Raw genomic sequence first — 19335 nt, 5'->3', positions numbered from 1 at the left:
AGATCCGGAGCCCCAGGTCAGGCGGCCAGGCGGACGGCGAGGGTGAGCAGCAGCCGGGTGTCGGGGTCGTCGAGGTCGACGCCGAAGCGCTCGCGGACGCGGCGCAGCCGGTAGCGCAGGGTGTTCGGGTGCAGGACCAGCCGGCGGGCGGCGCGGCCGACGTCCCCGGCGGCGTCGAGGTAGGCGGCGATCGAGCGCACCAGCTCGCCGCCCGCGGCCAGGTCGGCGTGGACCAGGTCGTACACCGGGCCGCTGCCGCGCTCCCACACCGGGCGGACGGCGTCCAGGACGCGCAGCACGTCCAGGGCGGGGCCGAGGTCGGCCGCCAGGGCGTGGCGGGGGCCCGCGTCGCGGGCGCGCAGGACCCGTACGACCAGGTCCGCCTCCTCCCGCGAGCCCGCCGCGACCAGCGGCGAGGCGGCCACCGACCCCGCCCCCACCAGCACCGCGGCGGCGCCCGGCGTCGAGGCGGCCAGCCCGTCCAGCTCGCGGGCCAGCCCGAGCACGTCCCGCTCGTCGCCGCCGCGCACCGGCACCAGGGCCAGCACCCGGCCGGTCTCCCGCAGCACCCGCACCCCGGTCCGGTAGGAGGCGGCGTGCAGCGCGAGCACCTCCAGCACCCGCTCACCGGCCGAGCCCGGGGCCACCGCGCCCTCGCCCGCCGCGTCGGGGCCGGTCTCGGCGATCACCACGGCGCAGCGCAGGTCGGGCGGCAGGCCCAGCGTCCAGGCGTGGGTGCTCATGTCGCCCTCGCCGCCCAGCAGCCCGCGCAGCGCGTGCTCCTCGCGCAGCCGCGCGCCGCTCTCCCGCAGCCGGTGCTGCACCAGGTACGGCACCGCCACCTCCGCGGCCCGGCTCAGCGCGCTGGCCGCGTTGGGCGACAGGCTGCGGCCGTCGGCGGCGGCCCAGATCGAGCCCAGCATCTCCCGCCCGCTCCGGATGGCGATGATCAGCCGCTCGGGGGTGTCGCCGTCGGCGGGCCGGTGGATCACCTCGCCGGAGGACCACAGGGTGCGCAGCAGGCCGCTGCGCCGCAGCTCGTCCACCCGCCAGTCGGGCACCCGGCCGCCCAGGATGGTGGAGCGGCGCAGCTCGTCGGCCTCCGGCCCGGTGGCCGAGTGCGCCAGCACGCGGAACTGGGTGTCCTCGATGGTGATCGAGCCGCCGGTGAACTCGGCGACCACCGACGCCAGCGCGGCCAGCCCGCCGCCCGCCGTGGCCTCGGCCATCCGGTCGCCGCGTCCCGCCTCGCCGTAGGCGGCGGCCGAGCGAAGCAGGGTCGCCACGTCGTCCCAGTCGGCCCACTCGGCACGGGCCAGCAGGGCGATGCCGACCTGCTCGGCCGCGTCGAGCGCGTCGTCGGCCAGGTCCTCGCCCGCCCGCACGACCACCGCCGCGGCGCCGCGCCGCGCCGCCTCGCGGATGGAGGCGGTGGCCGCGCCGGTGGAGTGGAACAGCCCGGCCGCGAGCACGATCCGGCCGGCGTACGAGCGGGCGGGCCCCTCGTCGCCGATGATCATCCCGGACACGTGCACGTCCTGGCCCGACGGCGCGAGCAGCAGCCGCAGGACGCCGCCCTCGTCGAAGGCGAGCAGCTCGCGGAGGGTGATCTGCCCCCGTTTGTTCATGACGGGGAGCATACGCAGGTCACGACGCCTGGCAGGCTGGGGGCCATGCGATTCGGCGTACGCCAGTTCGAGCTGGCCCTGATGCACCGCATGCGCGACCTCAACCCGCGACGCGTGGAGCAGGCGCTGGCCGACCTGGACGCCTCCCGCGCCGAGCTGCGCGCCGCCCACACCCACTGGACCCGGCTGGCCCACTCCCCGGCGGCGCCCAAGGGCCGGGCCGCGCTGCGGATGGCGCTCGGCCCGCCCGCGTACACGGGCGCGACCCCGTTCGGCAGCCTGACCTGCGACGTGGCCCGCTGGCGGCTGCCGTCCTGGCCGGAGCTGGAGTTCGAGGCGCTGACCGGCCCCGGCGGCGAGGTGTGGAACCTGTGGTTCGTGCGGCCCGGCGGCGACCGGCGGCTGTCGGCCGCCGACCTGACCCCGTGGGGATGCGTCGTGGCCGACGTGGGCGCGAGCTTCCCGGTGAGCTTCCAGGGTGAGGGGTCGGCCCCGCACCACTGGGCGGTCGACTTCGCCTGCGAGGGCACGCCCCGCCGCGCCCTGTTCGTGTACGGCCTCCTCCAGCGCCTGGCCTGACGCTCGGTACGCCTCCGTGCCACCCGGCCCCCGCCCTTCGTGTCGGGTGGCACGTTCCAGAGGCGGCCGGAGGTCAGGCGGTGACGAAGTCGGCGACGACCATCGTCGCGTCGTCCTTGGGCGCCGCGGCGGCCACCTCGTCGTACAGCCGGTCCAGGCAGGAGGCCGGGGACGGGCCGACGGCGAGCAGCTCGGTCAGCCGGTGCTCGCCCAGCGCCTTGAGCACGCCGTCGGTGACGACCGCCACGCGGTCACCCGGCCGCAGCGGCACGGTGCCGACCTCGGGGTTCAGCGTAGAGGCCAGCCCGATCCCGCGCAGCAGCGGGCCGTCGTCGAAGGAGTGCGACGTGGTGAGCCGGCGCGGCTTGCCGCCCTTGGCGCAGTGCCAGATCGCGCCGTTGCCCACGTGGACGAAACGCAGGCACGGCGTCTCCCCGGGGACGAGCACCAGCAGGTCCATCGTCGTGACCAGCGCCGGCCTGGACGGCGTGCGCAACGCGGCCCGCCGGACGGCCCGGTGGGCGGACTGGGCGCACTCGTCCATGTCCTCCTCCCGCCGGGCGGAGTGCTGCGGGCGGGCGGCGACCACGGCGCCCAGGGCCAGCGCGGCCGCCGTGTGCGCGACCTCCGTGCCGCCCTGCCCGTCGGCCAGCGCGATCAGCCGCTCCTGGACGACGTAGGCGTCGGAGGGGTGGCCGTGCGAGCCGTCGTACGTGCCGCCCGCGGTCACCAGCCGGGGCCGCGTCGCCGGCATGCCGGGCGGCCAGTCCCCCCGGCGGCCGCGGACCGCCATCACCGAGAGGCAGCCGAGCAGAATCGAGATCGAGAAAACAGTCATGATCGTCCCTCCCGTCGCGCGCGACGACACGCGTCCAGTACATCCCTCTTGCGTGGAATGCGACTGACGGCTGATCGGCCGTCGTAGCGGCACGACGGCCGATCAGCCGTCATGCCGCCCCGGGCCCGCGCGACCCACAGTGAGGCAGGGCGGCGCACGCGCACCGGAGAGCCGCCGGCCCCCCGAGGAAGAGCCATGGAAACAGCCGACCGTCATGACGGGAACAAGCCTGCTGGAAGTCGATATTGTGAGACCCGTCCTGTGCCCTCTTCGCGGGCGGATCGCACATGGCTCTCCCCGGCTCCACGGGTCTCGGCAAGAGGCCCGACCCGAGATACGACACGAGGTACGACTCCGCGACCCGGCAGCTCGACAAGGCCGTCGCGCGTACCGCCGCGGGCGCGCGCGGGGCCGTCGGCCTGGTGTCGGTGGTCGCGGCCGGCCTCGGCGCGGTCCCGCCGGTCTCGGCCGCGTGGCTGGCGCCCGCGCTGGCGGCCGGCCTGGTGTGGACCGGGCTGTACCTGCGCCGGCTGCGCCGCGAGGAGCCGCTGCCGCACTGGCTGGTGGCCGGTGACGCGGCGACCACCGTGGCGGCCTGCCTGGCCCAGCGCCACCTCGTGCCCGTCCGGGCGTTCGACGCCGGGTCGAGCTGGATCGCGGGGCTGGTCACCATGACGATCGTCGTCATCGGGGTGGCCTGGCGGCCCCGGATCGCCGTGCCGGCCGGGCTGGCCGTGGCGGGGGCGTACCTGGCGGGGGTGCGGCTCGCGGCGCCGTCCCAGGACGTGGCCGGCACGCTGGGCATCCACCTCGTCCAGCTGCTGGCGATCGTGATGCTGATGACGCTGCTGCGCCGCTCGGCCGCCTCCGCCGACGCGTTCCTGCGCGAGAGCGCGCGGGCCGAGATCGCCCTCATGGTCGAACGCCTGCGCCGCGAGGACGAGCTGCGCCAGGTCGCCAGCATCCACGAGACCGCCCTGCACACCCTGACCATGGTCGGCCTCGGCACCTACGACGAGCCGTCGCCCACCCTGCGCTCCCAGGTGGGCACCGACCTGGCCGCGCTGGAGAAGCTGCGCGACCGGCCACGCCCCGAGACCGCCCTCATCGCCCTGGACGCCCTGCTGGACGAGGTGGCCGGCCGCGTGCCCGGCCTGGACGTGCGCCGCCGCCTGATCCCGCAGACCGTCCCCGGCGACGTCGCCGAGCACTTCGCCCGCGCCGTCACCGAGGCCCTGGCCAACGTCGCGCTGCACGCCGGCGTGGCCGAGGCCGTCCTGGTCTCCAGCGGGCACGACGGCGAGGTCCGGGTGGAGGTCGCCGACAAGGGCCACGGCTTCGACCAGGACCGCCTGCCGCCCGACCGGTTCGGCGTGCGCGGCTCGATCCTCGACACCATGAACGAGCTGCGCGGCGGCGGCGCCCGGATCTCCTCCGGCGACACCGGCACGCGGGTGAGCATGTGGTGGCGGCCGTGACCGACGACATCGAGCAGGTCGCCCAGCGCTACGCCCGCTACACCGCGCTCGGCGCGGCCGTCATCGCCGGCTTCTGGCACACCGGCTACGACCTCACCGTCACCGTCACCGGCTGGAGCTCCTTCCGCTGGCCGCTGCTCGCCGCGGCCGCCTGGATCGTCTACACGGTGGTCGGCGTGATCGCGGGCCTGTCGCTCGCGCGCACCTCGCGCGGCCCCGACCGCATCCTCGGCCTGGCGGTCGCGGCGCTGGCCGCCGACGTCGCGGTGATCGTGGCCTGCCGCCCGCAGGACCTGCTCGGCATCAGCGACTGGGGATGGGGCTCGGTCGGCTGGCTGGGCGTCATGCTGGCCTGGAACCGGCCGCGCTGGCGGGCGGAGCTGGGCGCGTTCCTGGCCGTCAACGCCGCCGTCATGCTGGCCGCGATGGCCGTGGCCGGGGCGCTCGACCGGGTCTCGGTCGCCAAGTACCTGGTGGTCATCGTCGGCGGCGTCACCATGCAGCTCGGCTACACGGCCGGCTGCGCCCTGCTGCGCGCCCGCGCCGAGGACGCCGTGCTGCTGGCCCGCCGGCTCGCCGCCGACGACGCCTGGCGGGAGTCGGCCAGGAGCATCCACGCCGACCGCATCCGCAGGTACGCGGCCATCAGGGACGTGGCCGAGTCGCTGCTCCAGCAGCTCGCCGACGGCGCCGACCCCGGCGACCCCCGCGTCCGCGAGGACTGCACGGCCGGCGCCATGCGGCTGCGCCGCCTGATCACCGAGCGCGAGGACGTCCCGGACGCGCTGGTGGCCGCGCTGCGCGAGCGCATCGACGCGGCCGAGCGGCGCCAGGTGCTGGTGACCGCGCCGCCGTTCGGCGAGAACCTGCCCGCGCTGCCCGAGGGCGTGCGGGAGGATCTGCTCAGGGCGCCCGTCCTGGCGCTGGACGGCGCCCGCTCGCGGGCCAGGGTCACCGTGTCGGCGATGTCGGCCATGGTGAGCGTGGCCGTCGTCGCCGACAACGACGACCTGCCGGTCAGCCCCACCCCGGTGCGCGAGCCCAGCGGGGTCGTGGTCACCTACCAGCGCCAGGGAGGGGAGGTATGGGTCAACAGCATCTGGCAGCGCCCGTGACGGTCGCCCTGGTCGAGGACCACCAGGTGGTGGTGGACGGCGTGCGCTCCTGGTTCGGGCCGGGCAGCGGCGTCGAGCTGGTCGCCCAGGGGCCCACGATCGAGTCGGTCCGCGGCGTGGCCGCCGACGTGCTGCTGCTCGACCTCAACCTCAACGGCACGATGGTCGCCGACCGGGTGGGCGGCCTGTGCGCGGGCGGCCAGCGGGTGATCGTCTTCTCCGAGCACGAGGAGCCCGAGATCGTCCGGGCGGTGCTGGACGCGGGCGCGTCGGCGTTCATCGGCAAGGGGCGCGCCACCCGGGAGTCCTGCCTGGAGACGATCATGGAGGTGGCCGCCGACCGGCCGTCCGTGACGCTGCCCATGGCCCAGGCCATCGCCACGGACGAGGGCCCCCACCGCCCCCAGCTGTCGGACAAGGAACGGGCGGCGCTGCTGTTCTGGTTCCAGTCGATGTCGAAGGCGTCGGTCGCGGCCCGCATGGGCATCAAGGAACGCACCGTGCGCCAGTACATCGACCGGGCCAGGGTCAAGTACGCGGCGGCCGGCCGGCCCGCGCCGACCAAGGAGAAACTGCTCATCTGCGCCATCCAGGACGGCCTGATCCGTCCCGACGAGGTCGGGATCTACACCTCGCACGCCCGCCAGGGCCCGCCCTCCTGAGCCGCCCCTTCACCGGGCGATATACGATGTCGCTCGCCCGGAAGCCCGACGCGGCGCCCGACAGCCCGAGGAGGATCGTGGACCTGGCCGAGCTGGGCGAGGCGTTCGCCGCGTTCTGGCAGGAGCGGCACCTGTGCACGCTCGCCACCGCCCGCGACGGCGGCCCGCCGCACGTCGTGCCCGTCGGCGCGACCCTCGACCTGGACACCGCGACCGCCCGCGTGATCACCTCCGGCTCCTCCCGCAAGGCCCACCTGATCGGCGCGGACGGCGCCGCGGTGTCGCTGTGCCAGGTCGACGGCCGCCGCTGGTCCACCCTGGAGGGGCGGGCCGTGGTGCGCGCCGAGCCCGAGCAGGTCGCCGACGCCGAACGCCGGTACACCGCCCGCTACAAGCCGCCCCGGCCCAACCCGTCCAGGGTGGTGCTGGAGATCCAGGTGACGCGCGTGCTGGGCAACGTCTGATCACTGGCGGTTCGTCATGACTTCCGCACGCCCGAGCCGGATGCTAGCTTTCGCCCGTGGAGTCTGAGTACGGCCGACGGCCCGCCGCGGACCTTCCGCGCCCGCCCGCGGCCCTGCCCGGGGCGTTACCCGAAGGCCCGGGCTGACGTGCTCCTCGACGCCGTCTACCTGCTCGCGGCCCTGGCCCTGATCCTGGCCAACGGCATCTTCGTCGCGGCCGAGTTCTCCCTCGTCACCGTCGAACGCGGCCAGGTCCGCCAGCTCGCCGAGGACGGCGACCGGGGCGCCCAGGGCGTCGAGGCCGCGGTGCAACGGCTGTCGTTCCACCTGTCGGGCGCCCAGCTCGGCATCACCGTCACCTCGCTGCTGCTCGGCGTCGTGGCCGAGCCCGCCATCGCCGACCTGCTCGACCCGCTGCTCGGCGGCGTCCCGGTCGTGCCGGTGGTGCTGGCGATCGCGCTGTCCACCGTGGCGCAGATGGTGCTGGGCGAGCTGGTGCCCAAGAACGCCGCCCTGTCCAGGCCGCTCGCGGTGGCCCGGCTGGCGACGCCGCCGCAGCGGGCGTTCTCGGCGGCGTGCGGGCCGCTGATCCGGCTGTGCAACGCGGTGGCCGACGCGATCGTCCGACGGCTCGGCGCCGAACCGCAGGAGGAGCTGGCCTCCGCCCGCTCGCCCGAGGAGCTGGGCCTCCTGGTGCGCCTGTCGGCCGAGGCGGGCGTGCTCCAGCCCGGCACCGCCGCCATGCTCCAGCGGGCCCTGCGCTTCGGCGGCAAGACCGCGGCCGAGGCCATGACACCGCGTACGGACTGCGTGACCGTCCCCGGCACCACCAGCGTCACCGAGTTCCTCAAGCTGGCCAGGAGCCGCCGCCACCTGCGCATCCCGGTCTGCGGCGCGGAACGCGACGACATCCTCGGCATCGCCAGCGTCCCCGGCGCCTGCGCGGTGCCCCCGTCCGAACGCGACACGACCCCGGTGGCCGCGATCGCCAGGCCCGCCCTCCAGGTGCCCGAGACGCTGCGGCTGGAGGTCGTGCAGGAGCGCCTGGCCTCCGCCCGCGCCGAGATGGCCGTCGTGATCGACGAGTACGGCGGCCTGGCCGGCGTGGTCACCGTCGAGGACCTGGTGGAGGAGCTGATCGGCGACATCGCCGACGAGTACGACCTGCCCGAGGAGCAGTCCGACGAGCCCTCGCCCGTGCTGCTCGCGCCGGGCGCCTCCGTGGGCCTGCCGGCCCTGCTGCGCGCCGACGAGGTCGAGGAGCGCACCGGCTTCCGCATGCCGCAGGGTCCGTACGAGACGCTCGCCGGGCTGGTGCTGGCCGCGCTCGGCCGCATCCCGGACCCGGGCGAGGAGGTGGCGGTGCGCGAGTGGGTCCTGCGGGTGGAGACCATGCGGGGACGCCGGATCGAGCAGGTCACGCTGACCGCCCCGGACCGGACGGGGGAGCGCCGGTGAGCCTCGCCCAAGGGCTGGTCATCGTGCTGCTGCTGGCCGTCAACGGCTTCTTCGTGGGCGCGGAGTTCGCGCTCATCTCCGCCCGCCGCACCCTGATCGAGCCGCGGGCGCGCGAGGGGTCGCGGCGGGCGCAGGCCGTGCTCGCCGCCATGAACGCCGTCCCCACCATGCTGGCGGCGGCGCAGCTCGGCGTGACGCTGGCCTCGCTCGTGCTCGGCGCGGCCGGGGAGCCGGTGGTGGCCGGGGCGCTCGGGCCGCTGCTGGCCGCCGCGGGGCTGCCCGAGCGGCTGGTCCATCCGATCGCCTTCGCGCTGGCCCTGCTGCTGGTGGTCGCCGCGCACGTGATCATCGGCGAGATGGTGCCGAAGAACCTGGCGCTGTCGGCGCCCGACGTGGCCGCGTTGTGGCTGGTGCCGCCGCTGTTCGTGCTGGCCAGGGCGACCCGGCCGGTGCTGACGCTGGTCAAGGCCATGGCGGGGGTGGTGCTGCGGCTGCTGCGCGTCCCGTCCGCCGAGGAGGTCCGTACGGTCTACACCTCCGGCGAGCTGCCCGTGCTCATCGAGGAGTCGCGCCGCCACCGCCTGCTCCGCCAGGACGAACGCGACCGCCTGATCGCCACCCTCGCCCTGCACGCCCGCCCGGTCGGCTCGGTGATGGTGCCGATGAGCGAGGTCGTCAGCGTGCCCGAGACCATCGACAGCGCCGGCCTGCAACGGTACGCCGGCCGCCACGGCCACTCCCGCTTCCCCGTGCACGGCGCCGACCCCGCCGAGCTGCGCGGCTACCTGCACGTCCTGGACGCGCTGAACGGCCACGGCGCCCGCGAGCCGCTGCCCGTGCGCGCCCTGCCGCAGGTGCCCGCCACCGCCACCCTGGCCCAGGTGCTGGCCGTCATGCGCGCCCGCCGCGCCCAGCTCGCCGCCGTCACCGACGAGTCCGGACGGGTGCTCGGCGTCGTCACCCTGGACGACGTGCTCGGCGGGATCCTGACTGGCTGAGGCGGGGGTCTGTGCGGGATCATGGAGCAGGGCCGCGGGCCGTGGTGACCGCGACCGGGGAACTCGCCGGAGGGCAACGCTCGTGACGACGGTTTCGCTGATCGTGCCGTGCTACAACGCGGCCAGGACCCTGCGCCTGTGCCTGGAGTCGGTGCTGGCCCAGACCCGCCTGCCCGACGAGATCGTGGTCGTCGACGACGCCGGCTCCGACGGCTCGGCGGCCATCGCCGAGGAGCTGGGCTGCCGGGTCGTGCGCCTGCCCGCCAACCGCGGCGTGTCGGCGGCCAGGAACGCCGGCGTCGAGCACACGACCGGCGAGGTGATCTTCTTCCTGGACAGCGACGTGGCGCTGCGGCCCGACGCGGTCGCGGGCGCCCTCGCGATCCTGGAGGCCGATCCCGGCGTCGGCTGCGTGCACGGCGTCTACGACACCGAGCCGCTGATCGACGACGGCCCGGTCGAGTGGTACCGGCTGCTGCATCAGGTCCACTGGCGGCGCCGGCACCTGGGCGAGGTCAACAGCGTCGTGTTCGCCCTGGCCGCCATCCGCCGCGAGGCGCTGACCCGGGCCGGCCGGCTCGACGAGAGCCTGCGCGACTGCGAGGACGTCGAGTACAGCAGCCGCCTGGCCGTCCACACCCGGATCGTGCTGACCGACGCCGTCTCCGGCCGGCACGACGAGGGCCACCGGTTCCTGCCCGTGCTGTCGGAGCAGTGGCGGCGGGCGCTGCCGCTCATCCCGCTCGCGCTGGCCACGGCCAGGCGGGGCGCGGCCAAGCCGGAGAACGCCAACAGCCGGGCCGGGATCCTCGCCTGCGCGCCGGCGCTGGCCTGCCTGCCGCTCGGCCTGTTCGCGCCGGCACTGTTCGCGGTGCCGGTCGTGCTGGTCGCGTGGTTCGTGGTGGCCGATCCGGAGCTGCTGCGGTTCGTCCACCGGCAGCGCGGCCCGGCCTTCACCGCCTACTTCATGGCCGTGCACCTGGCCGTGCACGTGGTGCTGGTCACCGGCCTGGCCGTCGGCTCCCTGCGCGTCCTGCGGGGCGGCCCGGCCTGACACTCAGGAGCCGGGCGGCCTGAGCGCCGCCCGGTAGACCGCGGCCGTCGCCGCCGCCGCGCGCTCCCAGCTCAGGCTCTCGCGGACGAACCGCTCGCCGCGCTCGCCCAGCGACCGCCGCAGCGCCTCGTCCGTCATGACGTCGATGATCCCGCGCGCGATGTCGGCCGGCTCGGCGGCCCGGACGAACCGCGCGGCGGGCCCTGCCGGGTCGTCCCCGAGGAAGATCCGCGAGAAGCCGTCGCCCAGGACCGTCGCCCGTCCCAGCGCCATCGCCTCGGTCGCGACCAGCCCGAACGGCTCGAACAGCGAGGGGAACACGCAGGCGTCGGCCAGCTCGTAGTACTCCAGCAGCTCGCGGCCCGTGACGAACCGGCCCGAGGTGAGCACCCGCCCGCGCAGCCCGGTCGTGGCCACGATGCGCCGGACGCCCACCTCGTCCCCCTCGCCGACGATCAGCAGCCGCAGCCCCGGCACCGCGGCCGACGCCGCGCGCATCGCCTCCAGCAGCTGGTAGACGCCCTTCTGGCGTTCGATCCTGCCGACGAACAGCAGCACCCTGTCCCCCTCGGACAGTCCCAGCCGCCGCCGCAGCGCCGCCGCGCCCCGCCGCAGCGCGTCCCGGTCGAAGGCCGGATCGGCGACGACCCGCTCGTACGTCCCGCCGAGCGGCACCACGTCGATGGGCGTACGCCGCCAACGCGCGGCGAGGAGCTGCTCGCGCACCTCGGGCGTGGCCACCACCACCCGCCGCGAGATCCGGGCCAGATGGCGTTCCAGCGCCGCGAACAGGTTCAGCGGGTCGCGGATGCTGCGCTGCGTCGCCACGCCGTACTCGGTGGTGTGCACGTGCAGGACCACCGGCAGCCGCAGCAGGTGGTGGCAGAGCAGGCCGGCCAGGAAGTTCGTCGAGTCGTGCACGGCGACCAGGTCCGGCCGCCCGCCGCGGCGCAGCCGCCGCACGTACCGCCAGTCGCTGACCACGACCTGCGCGGCCAGCAGCAGGAACTCGGCGCGGCGGGTGCGGTTGAGCCGCCGCCGGGCGCCGGGCAGCCGGACGCGCGGCCGGTGCACGGTGACGCCGTCCACGCGCTCGTCCACGGGCAGGCCGCCGATGTTGAGCGTGTGGACGGTGAGCTCGTGGTCGCGGGCGAGCCAGGGGGTGATCAGCTCGACGTAGCGGCCGAGCCCCGCCGTGACGTTGGGCGGGAACTGGTTGACGACGCAGGCGATTCTCATGACAGGTCCTTGAGGTAGACGCGCGCGGCCGTCACGGCCACGACGGCCAGCAGCAGGAGGTTGACCAGCACGAACCCGGCCAGCCCGCCGGCCACCCCGTGCCACCGGACGCACCAGGCCGGTACGGCGAGCGCGACCGGCGCACTCGCGAGCAGGCAGCCGATCAGCACGCGGGCGCCGCGCACCCCGTCCATGGACAGCGCCACCGAGTACAGGTTGAACGCCGTGTGCGCCCCGATGCCCAGCGCCGACAGCGTCATCAGCCCGGTGGAGCAGGGGTACTCGCCGCCCATCAGCAGGAAGAACACCGTGCTCGCGGCGAAGGAGAAGAGCGCCGTCACCCCCGCCACGGCCGGGACCAGCCGGGCGATCCGCCGCAGCAGCACCGGTTTGTCGGCGGTCGCCATCGCGGGCAGCAGCACCAGCAGCACGCCGTCGGTGAACACCACGCCGAGCAGCCGTTTGGGGAAGCCGTTTGGTGTTCCGCTCGGCGCTTTATGCGTGAAACTTGCATCATATTTGGATAAGTCCAGCTAGGCGGGCATTTCAGTCTGTTGGGAGCGCTCCCGCACCTTCTCATTTTCGTGCCCGTAACCATTGTTTCGGGCATGTTCAAACTGCCGTCAGCCGACCACGCCCTCCGCGCGCAGGTCGGCCACCTGCGCGGGGGACAGGGACAGGAGCTCGCCCAGCACCTCCTCGGAGTGCTCGCCCAGCTCCGGCGCGGGCGACGGCGGGACCTGCCGGCCGTCCATGAGCAGGGGGCCGCCCGGGGCCAGGTGGGGGCCGACGCCCGGCTGGTCGAGCGGGGCCAGCAGCGGCTCGGCGCGCAGCGCCGGCGCCCCGCCGGCGGCCAGCTCCGCCAGCGTCCGGTACCGCGACCGGAGCACCGACGTGCCCTCCAGCGCCTCCTCGGCCTCGGCCGCCGTACGCGCGGCGAACCACGGCGCGAGCAGCCCGCCCAGCGCCTCCCGGTGTGCGTAGCGGTCGGACTCGGAGCGGAAGTCGGCGGGCAGCGCCTCCTCCAGTGCCGACACCACGTGCGACAGCCCGGTGGCCGCGACCAGGTCGCGCCAGTGGCGTTCGGTGAGCACCAGGACCATGAGCCGCCGCCCGTCGGCGGTGGCGAAGTCGCGGCCGAAGTCGCCGTAGAGGTCGTTGCCGACGCGCGGACGGCCGGCGCCGCGGAGCTGGGCCTCGGCCAGGAAGCCCAGGTTGCCCATGGTCGCCAGGGCGACGTCGTGCAGGGCCACGTCGAGGCGGCGTCCCCGGCCGGTCGCGGCCCGGTGGCGGTCGGCCGCGAGCAGGCCCACGGCCAGGTACAGGCCGCAGGCGACGTCCCAGGCCGGCAGCACGTGGTTCACCGGGCCGTCGTGGTCGGCGGGGCCGGTCACGTACGGCAGGCCGAGCTCGGCGTTGACCGTGTAGTCCACGGCCGGACGGCCGTCGCGGTGGCCGAGCAGCCGCGCGTACACCAGATCGGGACGGCGCCCGGCCAGCTCCTCGTACGACAGCCCGGCCCGGGGCGGCGCGTTGGTGAGCACCGTGCCCGCGGCGACGGCCAGGTCGGCCACCAGCGCGCGCCCCCGGGCCGACCGCAGGTCGACGGTGACCGAGCGCTTGCCCTTGTTCAGCCCCGCCCAGTAGAGGCTGCGGCCGGACGGCGCGAGCGGCCAGCGCCGGGCGTCGGGCCCGCCGCCGACCGGATCGACCCGGACGACCTCCGCCCCGAGCTGGGCCAGCGTCATCCCGCCGAGCGGCGCGGCGACGAAGCTGGACAGCTCCACGACCCGCATCCCGGCCAGCGGTGCGGCATGCTCCTCCGCCACGGCCACCTCCACGTCGATCCGCTGATCCTACGCGCGGACGGCGGCCTGATGATCTCGCCCGGAAGTTCTGGTAACAAACATTTCCCGAAATAACCGGTCTGCCCCATTGTCATTAACTGGAATTGTTGGAACATATGGTCTGAGTCACGAGTGAAGTCCAAAGATCGCCTACCGCAAGAGGGTGGCGGCGAGGGGAAAGGGGCAACGCTCATGCGCCAGCGTGCTGTCCGCAACTTGGCCAGGCTTGGCACGGCGCACGCCAGGATCACGCGGATACTTGACGCCGCCGCGGGCGGGAAGAACAACTTCCTCGCCGACAGAGACCTGGTTCGCCATTTCGATCAAGTTACTCCCGTCGCCACCACCGCGGCCCGTGCCGTTCTTGAATACCTGTCGCGGGTGATCCGTCATTTGGCCGCCGTCGAAGGCGTGGACCAGTTCATGATCGTGGGGAGCGGGGTGCCGAACGGCTCTTCGGGCGGCAGCCGCCTGCACGAGGTGGCCCGCCTGACCTCGCCCGGCCCGTACGTCCGCGTCGTGTACGTCGAGAGCGACCCGATGGCCCTGACGCTGGCCCAGGCCACCATCGAGCCCTTCTGCGACCTGGTGCGCGTGGTCGACGGCGACGTCCGCGAGATGGACGAGATGCTCGGCGACCCGGTGGTGCAGACGTTCCTCGACTGGGACCGGCCGATCGCCGTGCTGCTGCTGTCGGCCCACAGCCTTGACGACGAGTGCGCCCGTACCGTCGTCAAGCGGCTGCGGCACGCCGTCCCCGAGGGCAGCTTCCTCGGACTGCTGCACATCACCTTCGACGGCGTGCCGGGGGAGCTGGCCCCGGCCGTGCGGGGCATGCTCGCCATGACGTTGCCCGGCCTCAACGTGCGCACCCGCGCCGAGGTCGCGGACCTGCTGGACGGTCTCGACCTGCTGGAGCCGGGTCTGGTGTGGGTGCCCGAGTGGCGTCCCGCGGGCGGCGACCCCGCCTGCGCGGACGCCCCCGCCTCCTCCGGCAACTACGGAGCCGTGGCCCGCATCCCCTGACCTTCCGCGGACGGCCCCCGCCGCCTCCCCCCGCCGTGAACGATGATGCGGCCTGCGGGAGACAGCGAGGTGACCGCCGTCCTCGTGGAAGGAACGATGTGACCCTGCAGAACCTCTCGGAGCAGGACGACGCGGAGGTGATCCTCCGTTCCCGGGACGGCCCCGAACAGTTCGCCGCGCTGTTCGACCGCCACGCCCGGCAGATCCACCTCCACGTCGCGCGCCGGCTCGGCACGCAGGCCGCCGACGACCGTTCGTGTTCCAGGCGCACACGCTGCTCGGCCTGGCCCTGTTCGCGCTGTGGCCGTTCAGCCGCCTCGTCCACGCCTTCGCCGCGCCCGTCGCGTACCTGGCCAGGCCGTACATCGGCTACCGCTCCCGCGGTGGCGCGCTGCCCCGATGAGCGCCGAAGCCGCCGCGGAAGGGGCAGAAGGCGCGGAGGGAGCGGCCGGGGGCCGGGCCCGGGAGCGGGGGGCGGTCAGGGCGCGGGTCGCCGGGGCGTGCGCGGTCGCCGGGAGGGCCGCGGCGTGCATCAGCGTGCCCGCCCTGGTCGCCTGGCTGGCCCACCAGCCGTTCGTGATCGTGGCGCTGGGCTTCCTGCGCACCCCGCTGAACCTGGCCGTCCTGCTGACCGCCGTGGTGCTCACGACCCTCGTCCTGCTCGCGCTCGGACGCCTGCGCGCTTCCCGCGTGGTAACTTCGCAGAAGAAGTTACTTCTTGGAGGATTTATCTTCTCAAGAAGGAGGACAGGAAGTGAGGACCGCGTGCCGAACACCCCCGACCCGTCGGACGCCGGCCGGCGCTACCGCCGCTACCTGAGCGCGGTCATGCTGCACGGCCACGCCGGCGCCAAAGCCTGCGGCCTGGGCGCCACCGACCTGTACGCGCTGAACATCCTCGAACTGGCCGGCCCGATGACCCCCGGCGAGCTCGGCGTCCGCACCGGCCTGACCACCGGCCCGACCACCCGGCTGATCGACCGGCTGGAGCAGGCCGGGTACGTCCGCCGCGTCCCCGCCCCCGACGACCGCCGCAAGGTGATCGTCGAGCCGGTCGGCAAGCCCGCCGAGCTCGACGCGGTCATGGCCCCCGTCCGGCAGAAGATCGGCGACATCCTCGCGGGCTACCCGGCCGAGCACCTCGACGTGCTCTACGACTACTTCGACCGGGCCGCCCGCGCCTACCAGGAGGCCGCCGAGGACCTGCGCTCCGGCTCCTGACCCGGCGGTCAGCGGAAGTCGGAGATGCGCAGCACCGCCAGCATGTCCGTCGCCCGCGAACCGGTCGAGAACGACGCTTCCGCCCCGACCCAGCCGCGGAAGGCCCCCGTGTCGTCGATGATCTGCATCAGCGGCTTGACGTGGGAGTTGCCCGTGTAGCAGAACTCGCCGCGCTCCATCGCCAGGCACGTGCACCAGTGCCACAGCGTGTCACGGCGGTCGGACTTGGAGATCGTCGTCAGGTAGTACTGGATGGAGCTGACGTTGGCCCGCGTGCCGCCGCCGTACTTGGGGCAGCCGCCCGACTTCTGGCACGCCCCCCGCGAGGACGGCTGCAGGTAGGTCAGGCACGAGGTGGTCGACTTGCAGGCGCGGAAGGAGGAGTGGCCGAACGGCTGGTTCGCCGAGTTGACCAGCGTGCCGCTCGCCCAGCTCGTCAGGTCCTGCCTGAGCGAGCCGGGGAAGGCCCGCACCGAGCTCATCGCGCGCCGGGTGCCGATCGCGGCGTTGCTGCCGTAGCCGTAGCCGTGCGTGGCCAGGCTGCTGCCCTTGAGGTCGAGGCGGGCCAGCCTGCCGTCGGGCGAGGTGCGCACGTACCACTGCTCGGTCCAGGTCTGGGCGATCTTCCACCGGATGGTGAGCACGTTGCCCGCCAGCGTGTACGTCCCCGTACGGGTCTCGCTCGGGCCGCCCGTGTAGCCGCCCGCGGTGAGCACCTCGCAGCCGCGCGGGCGCGACGCGACGCCGCCGGCCTTGGTGGTGCAGCTCGGGTCGGGCACGGTGCCGGTGCGCTGCCTGGCCTTGGGGAAACGCTGCCACCACAGGTACAGGGCGGCGCTCACCGTGCCGTTCGCGGCGAAGCGGTAGGTGCCCAGGCGCACCCAGTTCTGCCGGGAGGCGGCCTGGAGATGGCCCTGCGAGACGACGAAGGTGGACTTGCCGCCCGGCAGCGCCGAGGCGGCGGTCCTGGTGGCGGCGGTGGTCGCGGCGGTGGTCCCGGCAGTGGCCGCGACAGTGGCCGTCACCGGCTGGACGGGGAGAAGGGCGAGGGCGAGCACGAAGGAGAGGACTGCCGCTGCGGTACGCATGGAGAGACTCCGTAGGGCTTGCGGGCGTTGGCTGATCGTCAACGGCCCACCGTATTCCGGCCTGACCGGATCTGTCCTCGAAACGCGGTCAGGAGGAACCTGACCGCGCTCGACGCCCGCCCGTGAAGCTAGGATGAGGACGTTTCCAGCACCGCGAGGAGGTTGATCATGTCGTTCCCACCGCCCGGCATGGTTCTCGGCGACGCCCCGGCGCGCACTTCCTCGCGGGAGGCCGCCACCGGCTGACCCTCTCCGCGTCGAAGTGCTTCTCATGGCCATCACTGGTTCGATCATGAGGAGCCCTGAGTGCTCGAGATCCGCTGGACCGAAGACGGCGAGGCCCGGTCGGCCCGCTGGCGTTCCGAGAACGGCTCGCCGCCGCCCGCGCGCGTGGTGATCGCCGACGAGCGCCTGGCCGCGGCCACGGCGTACCGGCTGGCCTGCGAGGGCACCGCGCTGCTGTGGCGCGGAGACTTCCACGCCGCACGCCGGCTGCTGCGCGCCATGGCCCGCCGCGCCGACCGTCGCCCACCCAACCTCACCCCCACCCGTCCACCCCGCCCTTCCCACACCCCCTCACCCCCGCCCGCCTCCTGGCCTTCGCGCTCGTCCGCCTCCCCACCGGCTCTCGCGGCCGCTGACCCGCCCGCGCCTTCGCTCGCGCAGGACTTCCACCAGTACCGTCGGGCCCGCTCCCAGCGGGCCGTCACGCTGGGCCGGTTGCTGGTGCCGCTCGACCCGGACCACAGCGTCCCCCTGCGGCGCGCCCCTGACGTGCGGGGCGCCTGCGCGCAGGTCTACGGGCCCGCGACGGAGGCTTCGGTCATCTCGCTGCGCGAGCTGCTGGGCATCGTCGGGGCGGACGAATGGCGCAGGCGCGGCGTCGAGGTGCCCGCCCTGAACGACCGCATCCACCCCCACTACGGCGTCTTCTCACCGGTGCGCGGCGAGTACGTCGACCTGGTGGCCGCCGCCCCGCTGGTCTCGCGCGTGGGGGCGTTCGACATCGGCACCGGGACGGGCGTGCTCGCCGCGGTCCTGGCCCGCAGAGGTGTCCAGCGCGTCGTGGCCACCGACCGCGACCCGCGCGCCGTGGCCTGCGCCCGCGACAACCTGCGGCGGCTGGGGCTGTCCGGCCGGGTCGACGTCCTGGACGCCGACCTCTTCCCGCCCGGACGCGCGCCGCTCGCCGTCTGCAATCCGCCCTGGCTCCCGGCCAAGCCCGTCTCGCCCCTCGACCACGCGGTCTACGACCCCGGCAGCCGCATGCTCCGCGGCTTCCTCGACGGCCTCGGCGAGCACCTGACACCGGAGGGCGAGGGCTGGCTGATCCTGTCGGACCTGGCCGAACGGCTGGGCTTACGGACCCGCGCCGACCTGCTGTCCGCCTTCACGAGCGCGGGCCTGCGGGTCGTGGACCAGCTCCGGACCCGGCCACGGCACCCACGCGCCTCCGACCGGACCGATCCCCTGCACGCGGCCCGCGCCACCGAGATCACCTCCTTGTGGCGCCTCCGCCGTACCTGACCCCCCTCCACCCACGTCCGGCCGGGCCCGCCCCGCGCGGCGGGGGGTTCGGGTGCACGGAACCTTCACCTGGTGTCCGTGGGATCTGCGAACCCGTCTGGTTGGGTGGGGTCATGATCGACATTGATCCCGCCTCCCGACCCGACCCGATCGCCTACCTCGACCACGTCGCCTCGACCGACGTCGGCAGGGGCTACAAGCGGCAGGTGCTCGAACTGCTGGACCTGCGGCCCGGGCAGACCGTGCTCGACCTCGGCTGTGGCCCCGGGACCGACCTCGCGGCCATGGCCGATGCCGTCGCCCCCGCCGGACGGGTGATCGGCCTCGACCGCGACCCGGCGATGGTCGCCGAGGCGGGCGTCCGTCTGGCCGGACGGCCTCAGGTCGAGGTGCGTCCCGGAGACGTGCACGAGCTGCCGGTCGCGGACGGGAGCATCGACCGCGCCCGTACCGACCGGGTCCTGCAGCACGTGGACGACCCGGCGCGGGTGCTGGCGGAGTTCCGCCGGGTGGCGCGTCCCGGGGCGCGGATCGTCATGGCCGAGCCCGACTGGGAGGGCATGCTCATCGACTCCCCACGCCCGGACGTCGGCCGGACGCTGGCCCGGTTCATCTCCACCGAGATGGTCCGCCACGGCACGCTCGGCCGCAGCCTGGCCCGGTTGTGCGAGGAGGCGGGCCTCACGGTGCGGTCGGTGGTGACGGTCGCGCCGGTCCTCCGCGACCTGGCCACCGCCGACCAGGTCCTCGGCCTGCGCCGCAACCTGGTCAGGGCCGTCGGCGCCGGATATCTCGAACCCGGCGCCGAGGAGTGGTTCGACGACCTGCGCTCCCGCCCCTTCCTGGCCTCGGCCCTGCTGTTCCTGGTGACGGCCGAAGTGGGCTGATCGCCAGGCCGGCCCCGATGGGGGCAGGGGCGGTGAAGGGAGGGTCAGGTGATGCGGAGCGGGAGGGTGCGGGGGCCGCGGACCTGGCCCGTCGCCCAGGTGACGGCGTCGGGGTCGGCGAGGGTGAAGGCGGGGATGCGCTGGAGCCAGACGTCGAGGGCGGTGCGGAGTTCCATGCGGGCCAGGTGGGAGCCGACGCAGCGGTGGATGCCGAGTCCGAAGGCGG

18 protein-coding genes and 2 pseudogenes are annotated in these 19335 nt (G+C 74.5%); 13 read left to right on the top strand and 7 right to left on the bottom strand.

The window, feature by feature from the left end; all coding sequences use genetic code 11:
- Nucleotides 1–17 precede the first annotated feature (17 nt).
- On the bottom strand, nt 18–1628 hold the full coding sequence (locus ABZ444_RS24675; protein WP_358001096.1) for a helix-turn-helix domain-containing protein: 1611 nt from the start codon (nt 1626–1628) through the stop codon (nt 18–20).
- 45 nt (nt 1629–1673) lie between these two features.
- On the opposite strand from ABZ444_RS24675, the gene ABZ444_RS24670 reads away from it, so the two are divergent.
- Complete coding sequence (locus ABZ444_RS24670) at nt 1674–2207, top strand: hypothetical protein (RefSeq protein ID WP_358001093.1); 534 nt, start codon at nt 1674–1676, stop codon at nt 2205–2207.
- A 73-nt stretch (nt 2208–2280) separates the two neighbouring features.
- Here the strand turns inward: ABZ444_RS24670 and ABZ444_RS24665 are convergent, their stop codons facing one another.
- Nucleotides 2281–3045: a SpoIIE family protein phosphatase gene (locus ABZ444_RS24665; protein WP_358001090.1), complete on the bottom strand. Its 765-nt coding sequence runs from the start codon at nt 3043–3045 to the stop codon at nt 2281–2283.
- Nucleotides 3046–3332: 287 nt separating this feature from the next.
- Here ABZ444_RS24665 and ABZ444_RS24660 point away from each other — a divergent pair, with 287 nt between their 5' ends.
- The 7 genes from ABZ444_RS24660 (at nt 3333) to ABZ444_RS24630 (ending at nt 10274) form a co-directional block, all read left to right on the top strand.
- A complete protein-coding gene (locus ABZ444_RS24660; RefSeq protein ID WP_358001087.1) occupies nt 3333–4523 on the top strand; it encodes a hypothetical protein in 1191 nt (396 codons plus the stop codon).
- Nucleotides 4520–5638, top strand: a complete 1119-nt coding sequence (locus ABZ444_RS24655) for a hypothetical protein (RefSeq protein ID WP_358001084.1) — start codon at nt 4520–4522, stop codon at nt 5636–5638. Before ABZ444_RS24660 ends, ABZ444_RS24655 begins: the two co-directional genes overlap by 4 nt.
- On the top strand, nt 5608–6300 hold the full coding sequence (locus ABZ444_RS24650; protein ID WP_352354967.1) for a sigma factor-like helix-turn-helix DNA-binding protein: 693 nt from the start codon (nt 5608–5610) through the stop codon (nt 6298–6300). The genes ABZ444_RS24655 and ABZ444_RS24650 overlap by 31 nt, the downstream gene beginning before the upstream one ends.
- Before the next feature lie 26 nt (nt 6301–6326).
- Nucleotides 6327–6764, top strand: a complete 438-nt coding sequence (locus ABZ444_RS24645) for a pyridoxamine 5'-phosphate oxidase family protein (protein ID WP_358001081.1) — start codon at nt 6327–6329, stop codon at nt 6762–6764.
- Between the two features lie 147 nt (nt 6765–6911).
- The gene (locus ABZ444_RS24640) at nt 6912–8222 is read left to right on the top strand and encodes a hemolysin family protein (protein ID WP_358001078.1); all 1311 of its coding nucleotides are present in this window, start codon (nt 6912–6914) and stop codon (nt 8220–8222) included.
- Nucleotides 8219–9220 carry a hemolysin family protein gene (locus ABZ444_RS24635; RefSeq protein WP_358001075.1) on the top strand — a complete coding sequence of 334 codons (1002 nt, stop codon included), beginning with the start codon at nt 8219–8221 and terminating at the stop codon, nt 9218–9220. The genes ABZ444_RS24640 and ABZ444_RS24635 overlap by 4 nt, the downstream gene beginning before the upstream one ends.
- An 82-nt stretch (nt 9221–9302) precedes the next feature.
- Nucleotides 9303–10274 (top strand): glycosyltransferase family 2 protein, encoded by a 972-nt coding sequence (locus ABZ444_RS24630; protein WP_358001073.1) that lies wholly within the window; start codon nt 9303–9305, stop codon nt 10272–10274.
- Nucleotides 10275–10277: 3 nt separating this feature from the next.
- Here the strand turns inward: ABZ444_RS24630 and ABZ444_RS24625 are convergent, their stop codons facing one another.
- The 3 genes from ABZ444_RS24625 to ABZ444_RS24615 form a co-directional block, all read right to left on the bottom strand.
- Nucleotides 10278–11513, bottom strand: a complete 1236-nt coding sequence (locus ABZ444_RS24625; RefSeq protein ID WP_358001070.1) for a glycosyltransferase family 4 protein — start codon at nt 11511–11513, stop codon at nt 10278–10280.
- Nucleotides 11510–11962 carry a hypothetical protein gene (locus ABZ444_RS24620; RefSeq protein ID WP_358001067.1) on the bottom strand — a complete coding sequence of 151 codons (453 nt, stop codon included), beginning with the start codon at nt 11960–11962 and terminating at the stop codon, nt 11510–11512. Before ABZ444_RS24620 ends, ABZ444_RS24625 begins: the two co-directional genes overlap by 4 nt.
- A gap of 174 nt (nt 11963–12136) precedes the next feature.
- Entirely contained in the window at nt 12137–13342 is a 1206-nt protein-coding gene (locus ABZ444_RS24615; RefSeq protein ID WP_358001064.1) for a CoA transferase, read from the bottom strand.
- A 210-nt stretch (nt 13343–13552) separates the two neighbouring features.
- Between ABZ444_RS24615 and ABZ444_RS24610 the strand changes: the two genes are divergently transcribed.
- From ABZ444_RS24610 to ABZ444_RS24600, 3 genes and pseudogenes are all read left to right on the top strand, one after another.
- Entirely contained in the window at nt 13553–14386 is an 834-nt protein-coding gene (locus ABZ444_RS24610) for an SAM-dependent methyltransferase (protein WP_358001061.1), read from the top strand.
- Nucleotides 14387–14645: 259 nt separating this feature from the next.
- A pseudogene (locus tag ABZ444_RS24605) lies at nt 14646–14771 on the top strand (respiratory nitrate reductase subunit gamma); the annotation flags it as partial.
- Nucleotides 14772–14785: 14 nt separating this feature from the next.
- Nucleotides 14786–15607, top strand: coding sequence for a MarR family transcriptional regulator (locus tag ABZ444_RS24600; protein WP_358001058.1), 822 nt, complete (start codon nt 14786–14788; stop codon nt 15605–15607).
- A gap of 8 nt (nt 15608–15615) precedes the next feature.
- On the opposite strand, the gene ABZ444_RS24595 is transcribed toward ABZ444_RS24600, so the two are convergent.
- A complete protein-coding gene (locus ABZ444_RS24595) occupies nt 15616–16695 on the bottom strand; it encodes a hypothetical protein (RefSeq protein ID WP_358001055.1) in 1080 nt (359 codons plus the stop codon).
- 306 nt (nt 16696–17001) lie between these two features.
- Here ABZ444_RS24595 and ABZ444_RS24590 point away from each other — a divergent pair, with 306 nt between their 5' ends.
- On the top strand, nt 17002–18222 hold the full coding sequence (locus tag ABZ444_RS24590) for a class I SAM-dependent methyltransferase (RefSeq protein ID WP_358001052.1): 1221 nt from the start codon (nt 17002–17004) through the stop codon (nt 18220–18222).
- A 113-nt stretch (nt 18223–18335) separates the two neighbouring features.
- Nucleotides 18336–19109 (top strand): methyltransferase domain-containing protein, encoded by a 774-nt coding sequence (locus tag ABZ444_RS24585; RefSeq protein WP_358001049.1) that lies wholly within the window; start codon nt 18336–18338, stop codon nt 19107–19109.
- A gap of 44 nt (nt 19110–19153) precedes the next feature.
- Here the strand turns inward: ABZ444_RS24585 and ABZ444_RS24580 are convergent.
- Nucleotides 19154–19335: pseudogene (locus ABZ444_RS24580) on the bottom strand (cytochrome P450); the annotation flags it as partial.

This window comes from Nonomuraea sp. NPDC005730 (assembly GCF_040630865.1).
Taxonomy (GTDB): domain Bacteria; phylum Actinomycetota; class Actinomycetes; order Streptosporangiales; family Streptosporangiaceae; genus Nonomuraea.
The sequence above is the reverse complement of the archived record's forward strand: the minus strand, read 5'-3'. Positions and strand labels throughout refer to the sequence as shown.

Excerpts from the sequence above, each read along its gene's own strand:
- ABZ444_RS24650 (WP_352354967.1), top strand. The coding sequence starts at position 5,608 with ATGGGTCAACAGCATCTGGCAGCGCCCGTGACGGTCGCCCTGGTCGAG.
- ABZ444_RS24585 (WP_358001049.1), top strand. The coding sequence starts at position 18,336 with ATGATCGACATTGATCCCGCCTCCCGACCCGACCCGATCGCCTACCTC.
- ABZ444_RS24600 (WP_358001058.1), top strand. The coding sequence starts at position 14,786 with ATGAGCGCCGAAGCCGCCGCGGAAGGGGCAGAAGGCGCGGAGGGAGCG.
- ABZ444_RS24660 (WP_358001087.1), top strand. The coding sequence starts at position 3,333 with ATGGCTCTCCCCGGCTCCACGGGTCTCGGCAAGAGGCCCGACCCGAGA.
- ABZ444_RS24670 (WP_358001093.1), top strand. The coding sequence starts at position 1,674 with ATGCGATTCGGCGTACGCCAGTTCGAGCTGGCCCTGATGCACCGCATG.
- ABZ444_RS24665 (WP_358001090.1), bottom strand. The coding sequence starts at position 3,045 with ATGACTGTTTTCTCGATCTCGATTCTGCTCGGCTGCCTCTCGGTGATG.
- ABZ444_RS24610 (WP_358001061.1), top strand. The coding sequence starts at position 13,553 with ATGCGCCAGCGTGCTGTCCGCAACTTGGCCAGGCTTGGCACGGCGCAC.
- ABZ444_RS24645 (WP_358001081.1), top strand. The coding sequence starts at position 6,327 with ATGTCGCTCGCCCGGAAGCCCGACGCGGCGCCCGACAGCCCGAGGAGG.
- ABZ444_RS24675 (WP_358001096.1), bottom strand. The coding sequence starts at position 1,628 with ATGAACAAACGGGGGCAGATCACCCTCCGCGAGCTGCTCGCCTTCGAC.
- ABZ444_RS24625 (WP_358001070.1), bottom strand. The coding sequence starts at position 11,513 with ATGAGAATCGCCTGCGTCGTCAACCAGTTCCCGCCCAACGTCACGGCG.
- ABZ444_RS24595 (WP_358001055.1), bottom strand. The coding sequence starts at position 16,695 with ATGCGTACCGCAGCGGCAGTCCTCTCCTTCGTGCTCGCCCTCGCCCTT.